The following is a 22,347-nucleotide window of genomic DNA, read 5'->3' on the forward strand; positions in this document are numbered from 1 at the left end:
ATAGAGAGAAACAGCAACAACTCACCGAATTGCTTGAACAGGAAATGCAGGGCAAAATCGATTTGCGATATCTTGATGAAAGTGGCTTTTCTTTGACTCCACCGATTCCCTATGCTTGGCAAGAGAAAGGACTGGGTTTAAGCCTACCCAGTCAACGTAGTAAGCGGTTAAATGTCGTGGGGTTGATGAATCGAAACAATGACTTATCTGCTTATGTTTTTGAACGTAGTATCACCAGTGCAGTCATTCTCGCTTGTATTGATGACTTTGCTCGCCAATCTACCAAGCCTACTGTGATTGTTATGGATAAAGCCTCTATTCACACCAGTCAAATGATTAATGAAAAACTGGAGGAGTGGAAAAGTCAGCAAGTCGAGATTTTTCTGTTGCCTCCTTATAGTCCCCAGTTAAACTTGATTGAAATTTTATGGCGGTTTATGAAATATGAGTGGATTGAACTAAATGCATATGAATCTTGGGAAAGTTTAGTCTCATATGTTGAAAAAGTTCTTCGAGAGTTTGGTTCAAAATATGTAATTAATTTTGCTTAACTACTTATGCAAAGCTCAGTTGGTAACTGCAAACAAGTTCAAGGTCAAGATGTCATCTATTTAGCAATTTGCGATCGGGGCAATATTCCTGTCAAGATCAAACTCAATCCAGCAGGAAAAATCACCGCTATCTTCTTGGCTAAACATCAACAAACTTTTGAGCAAGCTGTATCCAGCTTTAAAACATTAGAAGGGGATGTTAGCCTACTTGTAATGGAAGGCAAAATGCAACGTGCTGGAATCCGTGCCGACGATCCGATGGCAGTTGGCTCAGCCTTTAAATTGGCAGTTCTCAAGGTTCTCAAAAATCAAATTGCTGAGGGGAAAGTCACTTGGGGTCAAGTAGTAGCTCTTCAAGCAAAACAACAGAGCTTCCCCACAGGGATTTTGCAAGATTGGTCAGCAGGCTCACTCTTAACCGTACAAACTCTCGCAAGCTTGATGATTTCCCTCAGCGATAACACTGCCACCGATACACTAATCGATCTTGTTGGCAAAAAGGAAGTAGAACGTTTCGCCCCTCGCAATCGTCCATTCCTTAAAACTCGCGAAGTATTTACATTACGAGGCTCCAAAAACACCGAACTGTTGAAAAAATATCGACTTGCTAATACTAGCGATCGCTCAAGGATATTGGAAGAAATCTCACAGCAAGAACTACCTGACATCTCAGACTTTGTAAACAACCCCAAGATTGCACTGGATATTGAATGGACTTTCACAGTCCGTGAGTTATGTTCTTTAATCGAGGATGTCGCCGACTTACCGCTAATGTCATACAATCCTGGAATAGCCGATCCAAAATCATGGGCAAAGGTTTCTTTTAAAGGTGGCTCGGATGCAGGTGTACTGAACTTCACAACTCTACTTCAGTCTAAAAGTGGTCAATCCTATTGTGTTTCAACCACATGGAATCATAATATGCCTGTAAGCGAGACTAAGCTAGCGAATCTGTACAAGGGGGTAATTGATACGCTCCTGCAATGACCATAAAAATAGAAGTGAGCGTCGGCTCACAAAAAAGACAGCACGAAGTGCTGCCTTTTTTTGGAGCCGAGGCAAAATTTGCATGGCTATTGAAGCTATGTAGAGATTCTCAATTAAACCAAACTACAAAGCCAAATAGATTGCTACCAAAAGCATTTAGCATCTCATTCCAAACACGAGCATCAGTAGTAGTTCCTTTCTCAAGATAGGGAGTAGCCGCAGTACCTTGAACCCATGATACTAGGTCAAATGCACGCGGTTCTGTAAAAATTCGAGCAAAATCAATGCTCAATTTCTCATCTCGCCAGAACGGAATATTCTTTTTGCCATCAAGAATCATGGCAATTTCATCCAGAGATTTTAGCCAAGATTTAACCATTTCATCAGTAACACGCACCTGTGGAATTACTGACAATTGCTTAGGATTAGGAACCCATTCGCGATCGCTATCTGTTTCCGCCAAAATCGATTTCCACGACTCACGACTCAGGCTAATCACCGACTTCATGTGATTAAGAATTGTTGTCATGCGTTGCGGCTCCACCAGAGGTAATTTAAATAGATGGACAGCCGAGACCAAATCTAGAGGATCAAAAATGTTGAAGGAATACTCATCAGTCTTCTTTGGTCGTATTAGTAAAAACTTATGAGGTGTATCCACATTTTGGAAGAATAAATGAGCGCAAGCAGCAAACAACTCTCGGCTATCATAGGCTCGCAAAAATTCGCCCATCGCACCTAATACATGGGTATAGCCCTGTAGCCACAAAGCATCACCGCGATCAAATGCGATTAAAAATTGCTGTGCATCTTTTTCAGTAACCCTTGCGCCCGTCACGGCATTAAAAATCTGCCACAACATTTCTTTGTCATCAGCCTTGCCATTGCCATCAAAATCTAAACGGATTAGCCCTAAACGTAATGCTAGTTTGAGATTTTGATCTTTGATCGGTTCGAGGGTAGTACGCACTGTAGCCAGATCGTCAATCCAGCCCTGAAAAACTTGCTGAAGTCCATCGTAGGTTAATGTTTGCGGTTTGGGATTGGTCGGAACAGGTAATCGAAAGAAAGGAACCGCACCACTTACGGGGTTTTGGATCATGCCATAGCGGTAGAGCGACTGCATTAGTCGCTCAGTACCGCTCATAAATTGGATTACGCCTAAGCCAAAACGAGCTTTGTCATCTTTGTCATTATTTTTTAAATAATCTTTAAAGACTTTTTCTCCTTCAGTAAGTTTTCCCGTGGTGAGATAGGGATCGGGTAATGGCGCGATCGCAGCGTTACTCGGCTGCAAAGCGATCGCTGATATAGAAATTAAACAAATGATCAATATAGCGATCGCGGTTCGCCATATCCACTGCATTCTTTTTTTCATATCCAAGTTCTCTTGCAAAAAAACAAATGATGCAAGCCAAGCTTACATCATTTGTTTTTCTCGTATGCCTTAAGAAATTGCTTTAGCAATAAGAACTAATATCTTCTCCACATTGATCAACTAAAAAACATAGCGCCCGAAATCGTAGGAAAACAAATTCGTCGTAGAGGGGATTGAGTTTACAAAGTGGTGGAATATTGATAATCACATGACCAAGGATTTTAATAGTGCGCTCAAATGGGCATTGAGCTGGAATTAGTTTCGCGATGCGATGAGCCGTTTGTGATTTCTGAATTTCAAAGCTGTCGATTTTCTGGCGCAAAGGTTTTAGTAGATCGAAGGTTACTTTGGGTTGAGGTCTGCCGATATATGAGTTTTCCCCGCCAAATCCAGTGCTGTTAATACTTGACATGTTTACCAAACGCTCTCTCAAAATAGAGTGTGTACATTTAAAACATTTACGTTACTAATCTTAACATAATTGCTTTAAATAGAGTTCAGAAAATACATTATTCATTCTTATGTATGAGATTGTAATTACTCAAACCCGTAAAGTTGCGCCCCCGCGGAGCGAAAGCTTAGGGGTTTGGTTTTGTAATTAATTATGTCCATCTACTCATATACAAAAAGAATGATAAGAATTTTTCTATGACCTTGATAATTTAGAACATACCCATTTGTCTGTATAGGCGATCGCAAACAACTTATTTACAGCACTTTGCGATCAAACCCGAAGCAAGAAAATTTTAAAGTGTTGCGAAGCAACACTTTAAAATTTTCTTGCTTGATGTAAAACCCAAAAAGGATGAGGTGGTACATCGCGCCGCCTCATCCTTTTTGGGTTTGTCGTAATTAAATACGGCGGGGAATTGGACCGCGTCGCTTAGAAAGAGTGATCGAATCTTGTAAAAATTGGCGCAAATGTTGAACATGAGGATTATCGACAAGCGTAACTAGCTTCTCAAGAGCTTCAACTAGGGTCAGATCCTGATGATATAGCAATCGAAAAGCCGTCTTTAGGGCTTGTTGAGTGCCTGCATCTAGTCCAGCACGATCCATCCCAACACGATTAAGAGTTCTTACACGAGAAGGATTTCCCTCAACTAGAGTATAGGGAGGCACATCTCGCTCGATGCGGCTCATACCGCCCACCATCGATAGCCTACCAATGCGCACAAACTGATGTACACCTAACACACCACTGATTCTGGCATTGGGTTCAATATGCACATGTCCAGCCAGAGCCACACCATTAGCAATAATCACTCGATCTTCGATTTCGCAATTATGCCCCACATGGACATAAGCCATTAACAAGTTACCGTTACCAACATAGGTAACTTCATCAGCTTCATTGGCTCGATTGATGGTGACATACTCGCGGATGCGATTGTCATTACCGATGCGGACGAGGCTATCAGCACCCGAATATTTCAAGTCTTGAGAATCCAATCCGATCGCCGCCCCTGGATAAATTTGGTTGCGATCGCCGATTTCAGTTCTCCCTTCGACAATGGCATGATGTCCAATGACAGAATGAGAGCCAATTTTGACCTGTTCACCGATGACAGCATAAGCTCCAACTTTAACAGTCGGATGTAGTTGGGCATCAGGATGCACTATGGCTGTCGGGTGAATAAATTCAGACACAGGCGCATGAGACACAGGCATAAAAAGTTTGGCTCGCTTGATACTAAGTTAGATCGCTGGATTTGCGATCGCTTGGATCGCCAGATGACAAATTAAAATTTGAAACTAGAGATAAAAGATTAAAGATTAACTAATGAAAACATCAATTCACCCTCGCAGGCTAATTGACCATCGACTTCTGCACGCCCATGCATCTTACCAAAACGCTTGCGTGAAACTAATAGCTCAGTGGTAATAGTTAGGCGATCGCCAGGAACTACAGGACGACGGAATCGGACTTTATCAATGCCTGCAAATAGTGACAGTTGATTTTCCATACCTGGTAAGTGTCTTAAGACAATACCGCCTACTTGCGCCATCGCCTCAACAATTAACACGCCAGGCATGATCGGGCGATCAGGGAAATGACCTTGAAAGAATGGTTCGTTAAAGGTGACATTTTTAATTCCTGTAGCGGATTTGTTCGGTACAAAATTAATAATGCGATCAACTAACAGAAATGGATAGCGGTGGGGTAATAATTTCTGAATATCTTCGATCATCAAAATCTGACTGGGGGTGCTATTTTCCTCATCAGTATTCAACTCAGAACTATTTATGGTGGGTTCTTCGGTCAAAATTGACATATTTAACTAATAATTTTGCATAGAAGGTCAATGATTTGTCTGGCTAACGCTTTGTGTGGCTATAGCTTTTTAGCTAAGGCGATCGCAAATTCAGCATGAAGGTTATGACTAGCTTTATACGCAAGAATATGTGCCCTCGGTAAAAATCCTAGCAAGCTTAGGTCACCAATGAGATCTAAAAGTTTATGACGACATGGTTCATCGTCAAAACGTAGAGGTGGATTGATCCAGCGATCGGCATCACAAACGAGGGCATTTTCCAGACTGCCGCCCTTAATCAACCCTGCTGCACGAGCTTGGTCAATATATGCGGCAAGCGTAAAAGTTCTAGCAGGGGCTACTTCCTCAACAAATCTTTCGCTAAAATTATTGATCGCTGGCGACCAACTAAACCACTGCTCACCGATTGCCTTAGTTGGATATTCGATGCCGTAGGTAAAGCGCAATGTATCTGACGGGATGGCAGTGACAAAGCTATCACCTTTGCTGACTGTGATAGTTTCAGCTAAAGGAATTACGCGATCGCCCTCTATTTGCGTCTCGATGCCAACTTTAGCGATCGCCTCAACCCAAGGCAATGCTGAGCCATCGAGAATCGGTAATTCAGGGCGATCGAGTTCAATACAGGCATTATGCACACCCATACCGAACAAAGCCGACAGCAGATGCTCAACCGTGCGAACACCTGTCCCATTTTGACGTAATTCAGTTGATAGTTGCGAAGCCGACACTACAGTCGTATCCGCAGGTATCCTTGACTCACCGTAAACAAAATAGCGACCTGCGTCGATGGGCGCAGGACTAACAGTCACAGAAACTTGCTCGCCACTATGCAATCCAATCCCCGACAACGAAAATGGGGCGGCGATCGTCTGTTGGTAGAGCATGACTAGAATTTTTCTCCTAGACCAAAGCTAAACTGCGTGCCGCCATTTGAGCCGATACCATAGTCCACTCTGATCGAACCCAGAGGTGATTGTACTCGCACCCCAATGCCATAGCCTGCGCCATTACCTGGTTTATTTCGTGCTCCCGCAGGATTGCCAGGCACGGATGAGGCTGAGCCTAAGTCAGTACCATAGTCGAAGAACAGAACTCCACCAACTATATTAAAAACAGGGAAACGATATTCCGCAGAAAAGATACCAAAACTACGACCGCTTCCAATTTTGCCTTCATCCCAGCCGCGTACTGAGTTACTACCACCGAGTTGAAATGCTTCGTAGGGAGGTAAAGTGCCGATTACAGTGCCAGCTTGAATGTTAAATGCAAGCGTCTGATTGCCTTCAGAGAAATTCAAGAACTTCACAGGCATGAAATAACTGTAGCTAGCGCGAACCCGATTTAAGAAAACAGAACCTAAACCAATGGGGATCGACTGCTCAGTGGCAATCCGAAATACAGAACCAGAGGATGGCTTAATCGGATTGTCGCGCTGATCGGTGGCATAGGCAAATTGCAGCAGTAGCAAGTCATCTTGTCCAGTGCCACTAGCAGAGAGCGGATTACCTAGTGAGTCGGTTGCCGAGATGGCATTATTGCTGCTATCAGTAATACTGACTCTTTCAAAGCGCAAGCCCAATGAGGCAGTTGTGGCAGCTCCTAAAGGTCTAGAGAAGCTAAAACCCGTGCCTAGTCGGTTGATGCGAGGACTATTGTTATTAACACCAATCCCAATTGGGGTGTCAAAAATATAGCTAAACAAACTGCGGTTAAAAATATTAGCTGTGAAGGAAGTCCGATTCGGGTCACCTGCAAGCCAAGGATCGGTGAAGTTGAGGTCAAATAGTAATTCGCGTTCACCAACCTGAATATCTAAACCTAGCTTTTGGTTGTTACCACCAAGGTTTTGCTGTTGAAAACTGACTGTACCGAATAAGCCTGTTGATGAACTTAAACCTGCGCCTGCGGCGATCGAGCCTGTATTGCGTTCTTTAACGTTAACAGTCACAATCACTTTGCGTGGATCTGTGCCAGGAGCAAGGCCAATGTTCAGATCCTCAAATAAACCGAGAGCAAAGACCTTTTGTAAATCACTCTGAACTGTATTCTTATTGAAGATTTCACCTTCTTTAACCGTCAGCTCACGGGTAATGATAAAGTCGCGAGTCGTACCAGCGACTGGTTTACCTTCTTTGTCTACGGTTTTGCCATCTTCATTGATAAAGGCAACTTTAATGTCTTCGATCACACCTTCAGAAACGACTAGATTAATATTTCCGTCAGGAGTTGCCTTGATATCAACAATCTGAGCTAGGACATAGCCCTTATCTTGGTAGTATTTCTCAAGTTCTTTAACCCCTGTTTGAATATCTTTAAGATTCGTGATTTTACCAACCTGTGAACCAAAGATCCGATCAACTACACCTGCTTCTAAGACTTTTGTCCCTTCTGTGTTAACGGATTTGAGAACGGGATTTGGCAAGACAAAGAAGGTTACACGCACACCTATATCTGTATCTTCTGGCTCTGCTTGCACATTTGAGAAAAAGCCTGTGGCAAATACAGCGTTGATGTCTGATTGGAGTTGGGTACGAGTTACTGTCCGCCCTGGTTTTGTGACGATCGCATCGTAAATTCTTTGCTCCAGTTCAGGCGGTAATGGAGGTTGCCCTTCTGGCGTTTTAATGGCAACTTCTCCCACTAGCACTTGAGTTTCAGGTGTGGTTGCTGGGGCAGGTGTGGTAGAGGGTAGAGTGAAAGTCGGGGATGTACTAGGCGGTGTTGTGGGGGGGATTGGCGTGCTTGGCTGAGCAGGCTTTTCAGAGGCTGGAGGAGTGGTTGGCTGCGGAGTTGGCGCTTGAGCAATCTCTTGCCTTGAAGGAGCAGCCTGTGCCAGCAAAGGACTTGTCAGTAACGTGCTGGATGCGGCAATGGCTGTGAATACGAGCAAGTTTATACGCATAAAGTCTTCCAAACACCTACAGAATTTATTAACACGAAACTATTAACGATCAAATACAAACAGGAGATTTATTCCACTAGTAATAAATTACTATAACTTTCAATATCCCCATATTGCTAGAGTCTTATACCAATTCTCGAAAGTGTGACCGCACTTTCGAGAATTAAAAACCAAACCCAGTAAGGGTTTTAAATTCTTAAAATAGCAACGCTATTTTAAGAATTGGCATTACATTTATTTAGTATATTCATCGGTTACATCATATGTAATCAGTCGAACTGGTGATGACGACACTAAAAGCCACGCTCAGTGCCAAAATTTTAATTTTCCAAGACTCGTTTCATTACCTCTTGATATGCTTCTGCAATATTACCAAGATCTTGGCGAAAGCGATCTTTGTCCATGATCCGAGCAGTTGGGTCAGCGATCGCTTTATCCCAGAGGCGACAAGTATCAGGGCTAATTTCATCGGCTAATAGTAAGCGACCATCAGCATCAACGCCAATTTCCACCTTAAAATCAACAAGGAGCAAATTACAGCGATCAAAAAATGTTTGTAGATGCTGATTAATATCTAGAGCTAGAAGTTTGAGTTGGGCAACTTGTTCAGGTGTAGCAAGGTCGAGCATGGCAACATGGGCATCGGTAATCAGCGGATCGCCAAGGTCATCATTTTTATAGAAAAATTCGACAAGGGGCATTTTGAGGGGTTGACCTTGTTCTAAACCAAGACGTTTGCAAATACTTCCTGCGGCAATATTGCGGACGACAACTTCAATTGGCAAAATCTTAACGGCAACAACTTGCATCTCGTTAGGTGAGACTTGCTTAATGAAGTGTGTAGCAAGCCCTTGGGTTTCCAGATACTGAAAAATATGCGAGGCGATCGCGCAGTTCATTTCTCCTTTGTTAACGATCGTGCCTTTTTTAAGAGCATTGAAGGCGGTTGCGTCGTCTTTGTAACGCGACAGCAAAATATTAGGATCATCTGTCGTAAACAGAATTTTGGCTTTGCCTTCGTAAAGCTTGGTTCCAATCATGGATATATTGCGATAGTAGTTGCTTATGTATTCTATAGGATCGCAAACCCCACCATAGATTTGCAGCGTAAAGCGCTGCAAATCTATGGTGGGTTAAGTTAAGCCTAGTGCTGCTAACTGAGCCTGAGCTTTTTGCAAAGATTCGCGCCATTCGCGATCGCTAATACTATCAGCGACTATTCCTGCACCGACCTGTCCCCAGATATGATTATCAGTTTTGAGCAACGTCCGAATCAGAATATTCAGATCCATATTGCCGCGTCGATCAATATAGCCACAGGAGCCATAAAACAAACTGCGACGCTGCGGCTCCAATCTTTCGACGATTTCCATACAGCGCACTTTGGGGCAGCCAGTAATTGTCCCTCCTGGGAAAGTGGCGCGAATGAGATCGACAAAGGTGCGATCGCTGCGTAATGTCCCCACGACATTACTAACAAGATGCATAACGTGACTGTATTGCTCGATTGCTAATAATTCATCGACTTTTATGCTGCCCCATTCACAGACTCGTCCGAGGTCATTGCGCTCAAGGTCAACCAGCATAATATGTTCGGCTTGCTCTTTGGTACAGGCAAGTAATTCGCGCTCAAATTCGAGATCTTGCTGTTCAGTTTTACCGCGTGGTCTTGTGCCTGCGATCGGTCGGGTTTCGGCTTGGCGATCGCGCAAGCTGACTAGGCGCTCAGGGGAAACGCTAATTACTTCACCCCAAGTTGTACGCCAATAGCTGGCAAAAGGCGATGGATTAATTTTTTGTAAATGGCGGTAAAGTTTCCATCCGTCTGATGCCCAAGGGTAGCCAAACCGCATTGAGAGATTCGCCTGAAAAATATCACCAGCATAAATATGCTGTTTTGCCTTATTTACCATGGCTTCATAGCCTTGTTGATCTGGTTTACAAGTAAACTTTGTTCCTGCCGAAGGCAGGAACAAAGTTTGGTTTGTCCGAGAAAATCCTTTGCTTAAGAGATCGCTTAGTTCTGCTAATTCGTGATGATCGCTAGCCGCTAGCCAAATATTTTCAGTCTGATGATCGATCACCGCAAAGCTAGATGGCTCATACCAAAAAGCAACTGGGAATGGCAACGTGTCTGATTTGGTATAGGGCAATCGCTCAATTTCCCAAGCGAGGTCATAGCCTAACCAACCTAAATATCCGCCTGTGAATGGTAAATAATTGGGTAAACCAGAATTAGAAACTTGAGAATATTGCATCTGCGATCGCAATTTTTCGAGACATGGCAGAATATCTCCAACCTCAGGAGTCCAGACCTGTCGCGGTTTTCCTGCTGCGATCGAATATCTTGCTAATTTTGAAGGGACTGTGGCTGGACTTTCTAGTAGAACTGTAATCGGTTCGTCTGCATAGAGCGATTCCCATAGATCTGCACCTGTCATATTTTCAGGTAGCGATCGCTGAAGCCACACCCAATCAGTCATAAAGAGATTTAATAATTTAGTACGGATACATTATAGGGAGACGGTGCTAAGCGCCGCCGCCCTATTTTTAATGTCTGTTCGACGAAAGCGCAAATTTTTAATGACATACTGAGAGACATCACCAAATCTGAGTAAAAACATCAGCAAAAGCTATGAATCGCAACCTGTTTATTGGGATTCTCGTCTTGATTGGGCTAATGGTATTGGCAAGTTCGCTGCCAAATAAGTTCTATGGTGCTAGCGATCGCAAGTTCATTGTTATCACGATCGCCACCAGTATTGTTTCAGTGATCGGCTTAGCAGTATTTTTCAGCATTCCCTTTTTGACTGCAAACTAAAACCCAACAAAGTAAAGCGCCCGCTGCGCGGGCGCTTTACTTTGTTGGGTTTTAAGCCTTAGTACTTTGACATGCTTGGCTCAACCACATAGGCATAGGCATCAATGCCTCCACCAATATTTTTGACGTTAGTAAAGCCTTGATTGACCAACCATTGACACATTTGCGCCGATCTCATCCCATGATGGCAGAGCACTAATGTCTCCATGTGTGGATCAAATTTCTCCTTAAAATCTACTGCCCATTCTCCATATTCACTCAGAGGTAAGATCGTAAAATCAGCGATCGCAGCAACCTTCACCTCATCACGTTCTCGCACGTCGATCAGTTGTAAATCTTGGCGATCACCAGCCAAACGTTCGGCTAGCTCTTGGACAGTAATTTGTATGATAGACATACGGGCAAAATATCTCTTAGGTATGAGTTAAAAAACTAACATAAGTCCCACTTTTAGTTCAAACTTTAGATGATTGAGCTTTGTCATCAAAGTAACCCCAGATAGTTTTTGAAGAATTTTGCAAAGCAAGGCTCTTCAAAAATTATTCTCTTCCAACCTTAAGAATAGGCGTTATAAAGTGAATAATTAGTGGTGCTCGGCAAAGCCGAGCACCACTAATTATTCACTGGGAAGGGAGTATTTGCATAGTATAAATTTATTTGTTTAGACTAATGAGCCAGCCCATCGAAGAATTGTTGAGAGACCTCAAAAGTGAAGATGAAGGTATTCGCGATCGCGCCACTCAGGGGTTGTGGGAAATGTGGTTTATGCAGAAGGGAATGCAGGGCTTACAAGTTTTGCGACAGAGCCAAATGATGGCAGATAGCGGCAATGTCAGGCAGGCGGAGCTGATGTTGACACAATTAATTCATGCTCAGCCAGATTTTGTTGAAGCATGGAATCGTCGAGCAGTTTTGTTTTATATGCAAGGAGATTACAAGCGCTCAATCAAGGATTGTTTGAAGGCGATCGCCCTTAATCCATATCATTTTGGGGCAGTTCACGGTTTGGGTTTATGCTATGCCGCGATCGGTAACTATCACGAGGCGATCTCCACTTTCCGCAGAGCGCTAGAAATTCAGCCCTATTCGCTCACCAACCAAAAACTAATTCTCGAATGTACAGCCATGTTGAATTAAAAAAGCCAAAAAATCGCAAAGCGATTTTTTGGCTAATAGTTTGTATTCCAAAGGGGGGTACGGCGGACAAAGGCTAGGATGCAAACGCCGATACTGATGCTAAGCCATCCCAAAATGAGCGTTATTATTGGTAGTGATTGCGTAAATATGACTAGAGGAGCGATTTTGGCGGTCGGTTGGGTTGACAGAAAAGCGCTAATTAATAAAATCGCCGTACCGATTTCCCATGACTGTAAATGATTTTTGCTGTAGCTAGAGCGATCGCTTTGCAAACTATTCGGAGCAACTAGTTGCAAGAAAAATCTGGCGATCTCAGGACTAACTAGACAAACGCCTAGCCAAGCGATCGCACTCTCTGCTGATAGGTTTGTGGGTAAAGGGAAGATAAATAATAGCAATGCTCCCAAGATGATAAATGCTGTACCTGCTAAAATCCCCGCTCCCTGAGGCAGTAATACACTCGCCATACCTAAACTGTCGCGCTCAGTTTCTTGCTTAGCGAGGTGAAACCCCTCACGGATGGCTTGCCCTAACTGATCATTTTGACTTATACCTTCTTTAGGATTGGATGCTAAAATCGTCATCGCTAAAGGGATCGTGAGATCACTATTATTTCCCGATAGCTGCATCCAGCTTATTTCTCCACCAGCCTCCTGCAATTTGACGATGGATAGGCATGAGAATGGTTTTACATTGATCGCATATTCCGCAGCAATTCCCCATAAGCCGCTAAACCTTATGTGTAAAACTTTTTCGGGCGATCGCAACTGAGCTTGCCAAGTAAAAAATCCTGTCATTCCCGAAGTGGTCAAACCGATCGCAGCGATCGCTCTCAGATTGGGAGATAAATCCAGCATTGACCAAAAGAAAAAGCCCAAAACGATTAACACCAGACTATTAAACTGTCGTGGCTGCTGACCTAGTGATGAGGGACTGACCAAAACTGTTTGGTCAGAATAGGTAACGACATTCAACACATCAGCACTAACCGCTTCTAGGATTTGCTTTTTCTCTGTTGTTTTAGTTTTAGGTTTAGATTTACCTGAGCGCAAAGCTAGAGAGCCAGAGATACCTATAAAAATAGCGGCTGGCAAAATCCACCAAATCGCCACAAACCCCTTAACAAAAGTTTCTGAAGTTGAACTAATCCCTGCGATTAAAACTAACCAATAAGCTGTAATCCCAATCAATTGCGATCGCGAAAATAGATAATCTGAATTTTGTTGGCATACATTCACCACTGATTTGGCTAAATATATGCCGATCCCAAAACCCACAAGCAAAGCAAGACTGGCTATCTCTAAAAAAGTTGACTCTCCGATTCGCACTAATTGAGCGATCGCCACCATGAGAATCAACAACCCAGCAAAAAAAAAGTTTGCAGAAATAGGCAAAGTCGCCTGTCTCCATCCCCAACCGACTTTACCTGACACCAATTGTCGCTGTGAGTGAGATGGCGAAACTTGCATAGGTAATTTGGAATTGGTAATTGGTAATTTGGGATTGGTAATTAGAAATTGGGTTTTCCTTTTTCCTTTTTCCCTAAAATCTAGACAGTGGCGATCGCTTCGTGACGTGCAAATATCATCCGACCTGCTGAAGTTTGCAAAGCACTGGTGACAACCACAATAATTTGCTTGCCGAGATATTCACGACCTTCTTCAATGACAACCATTGTGCCATCTTCAAGATAGCCGATTCCTTGAGATGCTTCTTTTCCTTCCTTAAGCACCTTAATTTCGATCAAGTCACCTGGTAAATAGGTTGGACGCAAAGCCTGAGCAAGATCGTTAATGTTTAAAACTTCAACTTGTTGTAAATTTGCAACTTTATTTAGGTTGTAATCATTGGTAATCAAAGTACAACTTAACTCTTGAGCTAGGCGCACTAATTTAGCATCGACTGTGTGTAAGTCTTCGTAATCTGCTGAATGAATCGTGATGCGATCGCTAAATTGATCGCGCATGTTATTGAGAATATCCAGCCCCCTTCTACCACGTACTCGCTTTTGATCATTAGAACTATCAGCGATCGTCTGCAATTCTTGAATCACAAAATGGGGGATCAATAATTGCCCCTCTAAAAAGCCTGTTTCCATTAAAGTCTGAATCCGCCCGTCAATCACCGTGCTAGTATCCAGAACCTTTGCGGTAGCAGTACGCAATGTGCCATCAGCGATCAGGCTGCTTTCGACATTGTTGGGATTAATCAAACGTAATAATGCACGTCCGTGCGTATCAGAGAGGGTCATCCCTGAATAGGCAAAGATAATACTCACCAAAATTGCAGTGAGTGGCTTAATAAAGTCAAAGTCGTTAGGAATAGGTATCAAAAATAATGGTGCTAGCATCAAGTTAGCAACCAGTAGCCCAAAGACCAAACCAACAGCCCGACCCAAAATCGTCTCAAGCGGCATTGATCGAATGTTCGTCTCGACACGGCGATAGGTGTTTTGGACAATCAATCCTGCGACTAGACCGACAACAGATCCGACTCCAAGGGTTACCCAACGTAAATTTTGGATATTGAGATTGGCGATCATATCCGATGGTAGGAAATCAATACCGTGGAAACCAGTGCCAGCTCCCGCGAGGATGAATGTAAAAATGATAATAGCGTCAATCATAGGGCGGAACTCCGCTTGGACGAATAAATATAGGGACGTGAGAGCAACTCAAATAATCTCTAGCCTAAAGCTTTAATTGAGTTTAATTAATACTTTTCAAACTTTCTCAAGCCTTTGCATACAATTCTACACAAATACAATAGAGAATTGTCTATTTTGGCGCTTTAGGGCATCCTTCGCTTGATTTTTGTCCATCGGGCATGATTGCGCCACAGAAGTTAGTCTCGGACATATAAGCACTCGTCAAATCTGCACCCGTGAGATCGGCTCCTCTTAGATCGGCTTTATCAAGGATCGCGCCAATTAGGTTTGCATCTCGTAAATCAGCAAGTTTAAGATCCGCAGAAAACAGATTTGCATAGCGTAAGTTGGCATTTCTCAGATTTGCAAAACTGAGTTTTGTACGCGAAAGATCGCAACCTTGGCATTCTCTAGTTTGTAAAACTTGACGAACTTGGTTGGGATCGGCAAAGGCTGAGTGTGTCCAGCTAATTGAGGCGATCGCTCCAGTTAGTCCTGAAATCACCAAACAAGAATTAATTAGAGTTTTCATTTTTTAGTTCTTAGTTGTTAAGTCTATTGTCAGTATAAAACCTAAAAAGTAAAGGCGGCACGAAGCGCCGCCTTTACTTATCACTATGGGTTGCGATCGCAATCACAAGGTTAGAGATCTGATATCACTGGCTCTAATGGAAAAAAGCTAGATGATGTTGTTATTGAGTTAATCACTCATAAATCAAGTTCATCCAGTCGGTTGAGTTGATAGCAGGAAGTAGCGATCGTTACTTTTGTTAGAGAATTAAATTATAGAGGTTTAGTTTTCTGGTTCGTTGGAAGCACTTAGAGAAAGCAGAGTAGAGGCAGTCATGAAAAATACAATCGTAGCCACATTTTTAGCCATTTCGGGTTTTGTCATTTCAGGTTTTGCGATCGCTGCACCAGCAAATGCCCAAACAGCGATCGTCGCCGCCCTTTATCAAAGTCCTACTGCTCCTCAAACTGAAGTTCGTTATGAAAATGCTGATATTAATCGCAATCAAATCATCCTTGCGGTTAATACTACTCCTGAAGTAATGGCGATCGCTGACAATCTACTCACTGGTCGTAGTTACGATCGCATTGTAACTATGAGCCATAAAGATAATCTCGCCTGTTTAGTTAGTGGCAAAGGTTCTATCGATGGCGCAGTCATGTGCGGATTTATCGACCACGAATAAAAAAACGAAAACTTTTAAATAATTTATTGCATAAAACATAAGAGGCGGCGCGAAGAGCCGCCTCTTATGTTTTATGCAATATTCGCATTATTTTTCAGCTCGTTGAGCTTTTGCAGCCCGAACTGAGCGCGTTTAATTTGTTTCTCGCATAACTCTTCAATATCAGTACGCGCAATTTCAATCCCATTCTGCGTATCTGTCGCCCGATCAAAAAATACGATACTGTCCACCTGTTTCATGCCAATTAACCGAAACAGCATATCAATTACATTGTATTCTCCACATTCGAGATGCTCATCATTTAGTCTCAATCTGTCAATATTGGCAGGTATGCGATCGCAATAGGCATAGATCGTCGTCTTTTCGAGTTCAGGATTATCGTGATTGCTCAGTGGTGTCAGTAACCAGCCGCCCTCAATATCTTGAATCACGAAATAGATCGTATATTTAAGATTTTGAGCGATCGCCTTCAGTACTGATGCAATCAAACTAACTGCGCTGGCAGTCTCTGCATCAGGCGTGCTTTGGACTAATAGAGCCACTTGGCGATCGAGAATTTGATCTTTAGTTAGCATGAATCTTTAATAAACACTTCCTTTATATCAAAGTTTTAGGTGGCGCAAAGCGCCACCTAAAACTTTAGTTAGTAGCAATGTTTGGGTGGCGCGAAGCACCACCCGAACATTAGTTAATTGATCGTTTGAGTGCAGGTTTGTCAGTGATCGATTGCAAAGATTCTAGAGTTTCAAAGATTGCTTCACGCATAGTCGTCTCTGTTTCCCGATTAAGCAATATCTGACAATAATCAACGATCGCCCTTTCTTGAGCCACAGGCAACTGATTGTCTTGCACATATTGATTAATCTGTTTAATGGCAATTAGTCGAGCCAGATCGTCATTTACAGCAAGTTGAGCAATTAGTTGATCAAAATTATCTTGTTGACGCTTCAACCATTGCCTAAAAGCTTGGCGAACTAGAAGCACTAAAATCCCTAGAGTTGCACCTAGCTGCAAAATGTTGGCAGATGCTAACCAATGATTTTCTTGATCTGACCATACTGCTAATACCATATAGGTCAGAAAAACTGTCACCGTCCCACTCGCAACCGATAGTGGTAAAAGTCGATAAGGGCTTTGCAGAAATTTCTGGATGCGCCACAAAATCGCGTTCCAGTTCCAGTCCTGCATCATGTAGACAGCAATCATGGCAAAAATTCCCGCACTGGTTGCCGCGATTAATTGCCAATTCCACAGCAGCAGCATCACGAGAAAAATAGCCAACAAAGCCCACACTGGTAAACCCTGTTCACGAGCTAGCCCACGCCAAAGCGATCGCATTAATTGTTGAGCTTGCGATGTTGTTGTTGATTCTTGATCTTGATGATGTGAGGTTTTGACCACTGGTTAACCACTTTTATCCCTAAGGACTGCTATAGCTACTCTACAGGATTTTAGATCAAAAAGGTGAAGGGGTGCGAAGCACCCCTTCACCTTTTTACTTACTTTTTTATTTAGCAGCTCTCTTATACATATTTTGTAAACTAAGCAAACCGACTCCACCTGTAACTAGAAATACCCCAAATACCTGAATAAACTCCAGTTTACTTCCCAAGATCGTGAATGCTAAGAACGTTGTAAACACGGGACCACTGGCGCTAACAATAGATGCTTGGGCAGCGCCCATTAGCTTTGTGCCAAAGCTGGTCAGCAAATAACCACTTAAAGTAGTTAGCGCGATCAAGAAGCACATGAAGATCAGTGAGCCATTTAGAGAAATCGAAGCCAAGGTGAATGGTAATGTACCAAGGCAAAGGAGCAAGATAATTGCAAAGTTAATTGACGTAAACGAGACAGGATTTAGTTGTTTAAAACAAGCCTGTGAGGTGATGATATATCCCGCAAAAGAAATGCCTGAAAGCATCGCTGCAATCACACCCCATGTATCAGGTTTAGCTACACCAAAGATGTTATAGGTCAGCATGATGCCGAAATATATCACCCCAATCACTAACCAGCGCTCCTTGCTGGGGCGATCGCCAAATAGTAACCAAGCTAGCAAAACTGTTACCGTCGGGAAGATGAAAAAGAGCGTGACAGCTAATCCTGGATTTAAGATACCTAAAGCGACATAAATGAAGGCAAAAGAGGTGAATTGCAATAAAGCACTAAAGGCAACCCGCCAGAATAATAATCTGCGATTAGGGGTGAGTAATTGCTGAAAGTCACGTAATACATCCACCCGAAAAATAAACTTAGCAACTATCCACATAATCGGTGTGGCAAATAGCATTCGCAAGAGCAACAACATAAAAGAGTTAGGGACGGTCGCTTGAATTAATCCACCAAAATTAAATAGCCCGAAAATACTGGAGTTGGAGAAAATTATCCTTACCAAAATATTTTGTAGGGATAAAACCACCGAAGCGCCCAAAACCAATACAAATCCAATCCACCAATCATTAAGACGCTTAGCTGGTTGAGCTACGGGAGGAGCTGATTCTAAAGAGTTAAATGGTTCAGTAGGATCGCCTGCATAGGGGCGAGTATCATTTTGGTCATATTGCCTAAACTGACTACTATTAAATGTGGGGATCTGAATTTGGCTATAATTACCGTTGCCGTTGGGGGTAGTAGGTGCTGTGCTATTGCCATTGGTACCGATCGCCCCCGCAAAACCAGATGTCCCCGTGAAGTTGATTGGTGGATTTCCCCCTATATTTCCCCCGCCAGAGCGATCGCCCGAAGATCGCCGCAAATATTCATCAATTCTTTCAACAAGTGCAGAGAGCATTAGCTCGCCTTGCTGTCTCTGTGTGTACATGCGTTGCATCTGATCGTCAAGATCGCGCTGATAGGTATCCACATCCCGTTGTAAGGACTGGAATGTTGCACGAATAGCGCCATCAAGATTAAGCATTAGCTGCTCAAAATTCTCGGAGTGATCGCTAAGCACCTTTGAGTTAGTGACGATCACATCATTTTTAAGATGATAAGTAATCGCTTGGGCAAGTTGCTCGATCCATTGCTGGCGCTGGATTTCTTGTTGATTCATCCCTTGCTGAGCAACAGTTAATACCTCTAGCTCTTTGCGTTGAGACTGGAGACGTTGAATATCATCTGTTAGGGCATTTTTTTGGGCTTGCAAAATCAAAATTTCGCGGCTGAGCTTGCCCAAGATATTTGCCCGCAGATCTGACAAGTCCTTGGTGACTCCCGCGAGGGTCTGCTCGTAAGAACTATTACGAATATTGTTGCTCTCCATTTTAAGAAATCACCTCGTAACAATGCCATCTGAAATAACGTTAGGGACTAAGTTTGGCACTAATTTTCTAATTGGCTTAATTTGTTGCGTCTAGTTTGCGAACTTTATAACACTAATTTGAGCATATGACATATTTTGTTTTGTCGTAAAACCCAAAAATGGGAACGCCGCTTTGCGGCGTTCCCATTTTTGGGTTTTGGATAGTATTGTTATGTTTGCGGTATATATTCAGCATTAACCATGGAATACAAGAGACTTGGCTCAAGTGAACTGTTGGTGTCCAAAATTGGCCTAGGGACAATGACCTATGGTCAGCAAAACACGATCGCTGAAGCCCATGAGCAACTAGACTATGCAATCGCGCAAGGTATCAATTTTATTGATACAGCGGAAATGTATCCAGTCCCCCCAAATGCTGAGACACAAGGTAGGACAGAAAAATATATTGGTGAATGGTTCGCACAACCTCGTATTAAGCAACAACGCGACAAGTTAATCATTGCTACCAAAATTATCGGGACGGGACGCAATTACAAGTGGTTACGGGATGATGCGATCGCAGCGCTCAGCCGCAAAAATATTTTGCAAGCCGTAGATGACAGCTTGAAGCGGTTACAAACAGACTATATCGATCTCTATCAAATCCACTGGCCAGATCGCAATGTACCAATGTTTGGTCAAGTTGCCTTCGAGCCGCAGCAAGAGCGTGAAATAGTCACTATTGCAGAACAATTAGAAACCTTTGCCGAATTAATGCAAGCAGGTAAAATCCGCCATTTGGGAGTTAGCAATGAGACTGCATGGGGAATCTGTGAATTTAGTCATACGGCAAAACAGCTAGGTTTACCAAAGATTTTATCGATCCAAAATGCTTACAGCCTCATCAATCGCACCTTTGATAGCCACCTTGCTGAAGCTTGTTATCGGGAGCAAGTGAGTTTGCTGGCTTATAGTCCACTTGCCTTTGGACATTTGTCTGGCAAGTATATTCAAGGTTCGGAAACAAATACTCGTATCACTCTATTTCCTAGCTTTGGGCAGCGCTATAACAAGGTTAATGTTAAGTCAGCAACGGCAGAGTATGCTGCGATCGCCAAAAAATATGATTTGCCATTGTCCCAATTAGCGCTAGCATTTGTGCGAAGTCGTTGGTTTGTGGCAAGTACAATTGTTGGCGCAACAACGATGGAACAACTCAAGGAAAATATCGACAGTGCTAGTATTCAGTTAAATACCGAGATTTTGGCAGATATTGACAATGTTCACGCTCGTTATTTTAATCCTGCACCTTAAGCTATCCCTGAAAGATTTTGGGTCACTTTGTGGCTCAAATTTTTTCAAATTAATCCTCGTTTAGCATCATGAAAATGACATACTCTAAAACGCTAATCCCCTTTCTTGCTGCTGTTAGCTGCCAAGTTCTCATTGCTGACAGCGCACCTTCGGCGACCATACCCGATAGTGGAACTGTAATTCAATTAAACGGACAGCCTTGGTCAGGACGTTGGATCAGGAGAGTGGAGCAAGGACAGCAAAGCTTGTATGTGCAGGAAGACTGGCTGACAGGTGGGTTAGGTGTGCAGATGTTGGATTCGGACAAAGCCGATCGCCAAAGATTGCGATGGTTTTCTAGCCCCACATTTTCGCAGGTTGCTTTTGACAATACAGGGCAATTTCGCTATCTCGATCTTGCTCCTTTCGCTGAGCAATGGCGCACAGAAATCGCAGGAAATGCTCTGAATATTTATACTCCTGATGCCACAATGCAGGCTGTCCGTCGCAGTAAGCAACCTTGGGGCGATCGCATTGCGATCGATCTAAACCGCCGTACTCCTTGGCGAGTTACTCAGCAGGGCAATGTGATTACGGTATTTGTATCAGCTGAGGTAGCTTCTGGTTTGCCCATTGGCCTCAATGCGATCGCAGGGAATTTGGTGAAATCTGTTAATGTGCAGCCGCAGGGTAAATTAACCCAGATTCAGATTCAAATGAATGAATCCATTAATCCTGCGATCGAGATGCTCAGTAGTCCGACACCGAAGATTGTGATCGACTTACGGCGCGACTATATTCCACCGAGCTTAACGGTGCAATGGGCGGAAGGGTTGCGAAGGATTGAGCGAGTTGTAGAAATTCCCAACAAGCCAAAAACCGATAAAGAGCCTAAAACAATTAAGTTTTCAGTTACAGCTTTAGAAGTTGATTTAAAATCACCGCGATTAAAATTACGCCCGATTTGGAGTAATCCTGATGGATCTCCCAATGGAATCTTAGGTTTAATGCCACTTCCCCAAATGGTGCAGCAAGCCCAAGCGGTGGGAGCGATTAATGGTGGATTTTTTAATCGGATTCGGAAGTTACCCGTTGGCGCAATTCGAGAAGGCAATCGTTGGTTAGCTGGAACCGCATTAGTTAGAGGTGCGATCGCTTGGAATGAGAAAGGCGAAACCCTTATTGATCGGCTCAATTTCAAAGAAGAGATCAGTACAGCAAGTCAAGCAACCATCGGACTTACAAATCTCAATAGTGGCTATGTGCAGAGAGGAATTGCTCGCTACACGCCTAATTGGGGCAGTGTGTACTCTCCCCTCACCGAAAATGAACTCTTAATCGTAGTGCGTGGCGATCGCGTAGTTGCCCAATATCAAGGTAATGCTGTCGGTGTGGGACAGATAGCCATTCCAAATGATGGCTATGTTTTAGTGGCGAGACAAACTCCTGAAGCTGCCAAGCAATTACCAGTAGGGATGACTGTTCGCGGTCGTCAAGCTTTTATTCCTGATAAGTTTGCTAGTTTCGCTAATTTGATTGGCGCGGGACCACTTCTACTTAAAAATGGAAGTCTATCTCTAGATGGAAAAGCAGAACAATTTCAATCAGGATTTGATACTCAAGCGGCGAATCGCAGTGCGATCGCTACTACTAAAGAAAAGGGTAAACTAATTCTTGCCACTGTGCAAGCTGCCCCCGAAGGAGTTGCCCCCAATCTCTTACAAACTGCGGAAGTTCTCAAAAAGATGGGAGCGGTTGATGCACTCAATCTTGATGGCGGTAGTTCTTCAAGCCTATTTCTTGGCGGTGAAATTCTCAATCGTCCTATCACTGAAATTGCCCCTGTGCATAATGCGATCGCAATTTTCATCACTCCACCACCATCCAAACCCCAGTTCTAACCATAAAAAACAAA

22 protein-coding genes are annotated in these 22,347 nt (G+C 43.2%); 7 read left to right on the forward strand and 15 right to left on the reverse strand.

The genetic code is table 11. From position 1 onward, the window contains the following. Together APA_RS11910 and APA_RS11915 are read left to right on the forward strand one after the other, a co-directional pair. Nucleotides 1-551, forward strand: a 551-nt coding sequence (locus APA_RS11910) for an IS630 family transposase (protein WP_201320743.1), incomplete at its 5' end; no start/stop codon positions are given. A 6-nt stretch (nt 552-557) separates the two neighbouring features. After that, complete coding sequence (locus APA_RS11915; RefSeq protein WP_201322493.1) at nt 558-1,538, forward strand: serine hydrolase; 981 nt, start codon at nt 558-560, stop codon at nt 1,536-1,538. Nucleotides 1,539-1,647: 109 nt separating this feature from the next. On the opposite strand, the gene APA_RS11920 is transcribed toward APA_RS11915, so the two are convergent. From APA_RS11920 to APA_RS11955, 8 genes are all read right to left on the reverse strand, one after another. Continuing rightward, nucleotides 1,648-2,916, reverse strand: a complete 1,269-nt coding sequence (locus tag APA_RS11920) for a hypothetical protein (protein WP_201322494.1) — start codon at nt 2,914-2,916, stop codon at nt 1,648-1,650. Nucleotides 2,917-2,998: 82 nt separating this feature from the next. After that, complete coding sequence (locus APA_RS11925) at nt 2,999-3,328, reverse strand: Mo-dependent nitrogenase C-terminal domain-containing protein (RefSeq protein ID WP_201322495.1); 330 nt, start codon at nt 3,326-3,328, stop codon at nt 2,999-3,001. A 440-nt stretch (nt 3,329-3,768) separates the two neighbouring features. Continuing rightward, a complete protein-coding gene (lpxA, locus tag APA_RS11930; RefSeq protein ID WP_201322496.1) occupies nt 3,769-4,587 on the reverse strand; it encodes an acyl-ACP--UDP-N-acetylglucosamine O-acyltransferase in 819 nt (272 codons plus the stop codon). A gap of 98 nt (nt 4,588-4,685) precedes the next feature. After that, entirely contained in the window at nt 4,686-5,192 is a 507-nt protein-coding gene (gene fabZ, locus APA_RS11935; protein ID WP_201322497.1) for a 3-hydroxyacyl-ACP dehydratase FabZ, read from the reverse strand. A 59-nt stretch (nt 5,193-5,251) separates the two neighbouring features. After that, the gene (lpxC, locus tag APA_RS11940; RefSeq protein WP_201322498.1) at nt 5,252-6,079 is read right to left on the reverse strand and encodes a UDP-3-O-acyl-N-acetylglucosamine deacetylase; all 828 of its coding nucleotides are present in this window, start codon (nt 6,077-6,079) and stop codon (nt 5,252-5,254) included. A 2-nt stretch (nt 6,080-6,081) separates the two neighbouring features. Then, nucleotides 6,082-8,097: a BamA/TamA family outer membrane protein gene (locus tag APA_RS11945; RefSeq protein WP_201322499.1), complete on the reverse strand. Its 2,016-nt coding sequence runs from the start codon at nt 8,095-8,097 to the stop codon at nt 6,082-6,084. A 320-nt stretch (nt 8,098-8,417) separates the two neighbouring features. Then, nucleotides 8,418-9,137 (reverse strand): phosphoribosylaminoimidazolesuccinocarboxamide synthase, encoded by a 720-nt coding sequence (gene purC, locus APA_RS11950; RefSeq protein WP_201322500.1) that lies wholly within the window; start codon nt 9,135-9,137, stop codon nt 8,418-8,420. Between the two features lie 93 nt (nt 9,138-9,230). Continuing rightward, the gene (locus tag APA_RS11955; protein WP_201322501.1) at nt 9,231-10,580 is read right to left on the reverse strand and encodes an anthranilate synthase component I; all 1,350 of its coding nucleotides are present in this window, start codon (nt 10,578-10,580) and stop codon (nt 9,231-9,233) included. Nucleotides 10,581-10,732: 152 nt separating this feature from the next. On the opposite strand from APA_RS11955, the gene APA_RS11960 reads away from it, so the two are divergent. Further along, entirely contained in the window at nt 10,733-10,918 is a 186-nt protein-coding gene (locus tag APA_RS11960; RefSeq protein ID WP_201322502.1) for a hypothetical protein, read from the forward strand. Nucleotides 10,919-10,976: 58 nt separating this feature from the next. Here APA_RS11960 and APA_RS11965 read toward each other — a convergent pair whose 3' ends face one another. Then, nucleotides 10,977-11,315 (reverse strand): rhodanese-like domain-containing protein, encoded by a 339-nt coding sequence (locus APA_RS11965; protein WP_201322503.1) that lies wholly within the window; start codon nt 11,313-11,315, stop codon nt 10,977-10,979. A 272-nt stretch (nt 11,316-11,587) separates the two neighbouring features. On the opposite strand from APA_RS11965, the gene APA_RS11970 reads away from it, so the two are divergent. Beyond that, nucleotides 11,588-12,055, forward strand: coding sequence for a tetratricopeptide repeat protein (locus tag APA_RS11970; RefSeq protein WP_201322504.1), 468 nt, complete (start codon nt 11,588-11,590; stop codon nt 12,053-12,055). Nucleotides 12,056-12,087: 32 nt separating this feature from the next. Here APA_RS11970 and APA_RS11975 read toward each other — a convergent pair whose 3' ends face one another. From APA_RS11975 to APA_RS11985, 3 genes are all read right to left on the reverse strand, one after another. Then, entirely contained in the window at nt 12,088-13,524 is a 1,437-nt protein-coding gene (locus APA_RS11975; RefSeq protein ID WP_201322505.1) for a hypothetical protein, read from the reverse strand. Nucleotides 13,525-13,604: 80 nt separating this feature from the next. Continuing rightward, complete coding sequence (locus tag APA_RS11980) at nt 13,605-14,681, reverse strand: PIN/TRAM domain-containing protein (protein WP_201322506.1); 1,077 nt, start codon at nt 14,679-14,681, stop codon at nt 13,605-13,607. Between the two features lie 151 nt (nt 14,682-14,832). Beyond that, nucleotides 14,833-15,234: a pentapeptide repeat-containing protein gene (locus APA_RS11985; RefSeq protein WP_201322507.1), complete on the reverse strand. Its 402-nt coding sequence runs from the start codon at nt 15,232-15,234 to the stop codon at nt 14,833-14,835. A gap of 313 nt (nt 15,235-15,547) precedes the next feature. Here APA_RS11985 and APA_RS11990 point away from each other — a divergent pair, with 313 nt between their 5' ends. Further along, nucleotides 15,548-15,898, forward strand: coding sequence for a hypothetical protein (locus APA_RS11990; protein ID WP_201322508.1), 351 nt, complete (start codon nt 15,548-15,550; stop codon nt 15,896-15,898). Between the two features lie 71 nt (nt 15,899-15,969). Here APA_RS11990 and APA_RS11995 read toward each other — a convergent pair whose 3' ends face one another. The 3 genes from APA_RS11995 to APA_RS12005 all read right to left on the reverse strand — a co-directional run bounded on the left by APA_RS11995 (nt 15,970) and on the right by APA_RS12005 (nt 19,160). Continuing rightward, nucleotides 15,970-16,473: a hypothetical protein gene (locus APA_RS11995; RefSeq protein ID WP_201322509.1), complete on the reverse strand. Its 504-nt coding sequence runs from the start codon at nt 16,471-16,473 to the stop codon at nt 15,970-15,972. A gap of 109 nt (nt 16,474-16,582) precedes the next feature. Then, nucleotides 16,583-17,299, reverse strand: a complete 717-nt coding sequence (locus APA_RS12000) for a hypothetical protein (RefSeq protein ID WP_201322510.1) — start codon at nt 17,297-17,299, stop codon at nt 16,583-16,585. A 106-nt stretch (nt 17,300-17,405) separates the two neighbouring features. After that, on the reverse strand, nt 17,406-19,160 hold the full coding sequence (locus APA_RS12005; RefSeq protein ID WP_201322511.1) for an EamA family transporter: 1,755 nt from the start codon (nt 19,158-19,160) through the stop codon (nt 17,406-17,408). Between the two features lie 240 nt (nt 19,161-19,400). Between APA_RS12005 and APA_RS12010 the strand changes: the two genes are divergently transcribed. Beyond that, nucleotides 19,401-20,453, forward strand: a complete 1,053-nt coding sequence (locus tag APA_RS12010; RefSeq protein WP_201322512.1) for an NADP(H)-dependent aldo-keto reductase — start codon at nt 19,401-19,403, stop codon at nt 20,451-20,453. Between the two features lie 74 nt (nt 20,454-20,527). Continuing rightward, nucleotides 20,528-22,333, forward strand: a complete 1,806-nt coding sequence (locus tag APA_RS12015) for a phosphodiester glycosidase family protein (RefSeq protein WP_236579527.1) — start codon at nt 20,528-20,530, stop codon at nt 22,331-22,333. Nucleotides 22,334-22,347: the final 14 nt, after the last annotated feature.

It is taken from the genome of Pseudanabaena sp. lw0831 (assembly GCF_016584665.1).
GTDB lineage: Bacteria > Cyanobacteriota > Cyanobacteriia > Pseudanabaenales > Pseudanabaenaceae > Pseudanabaena.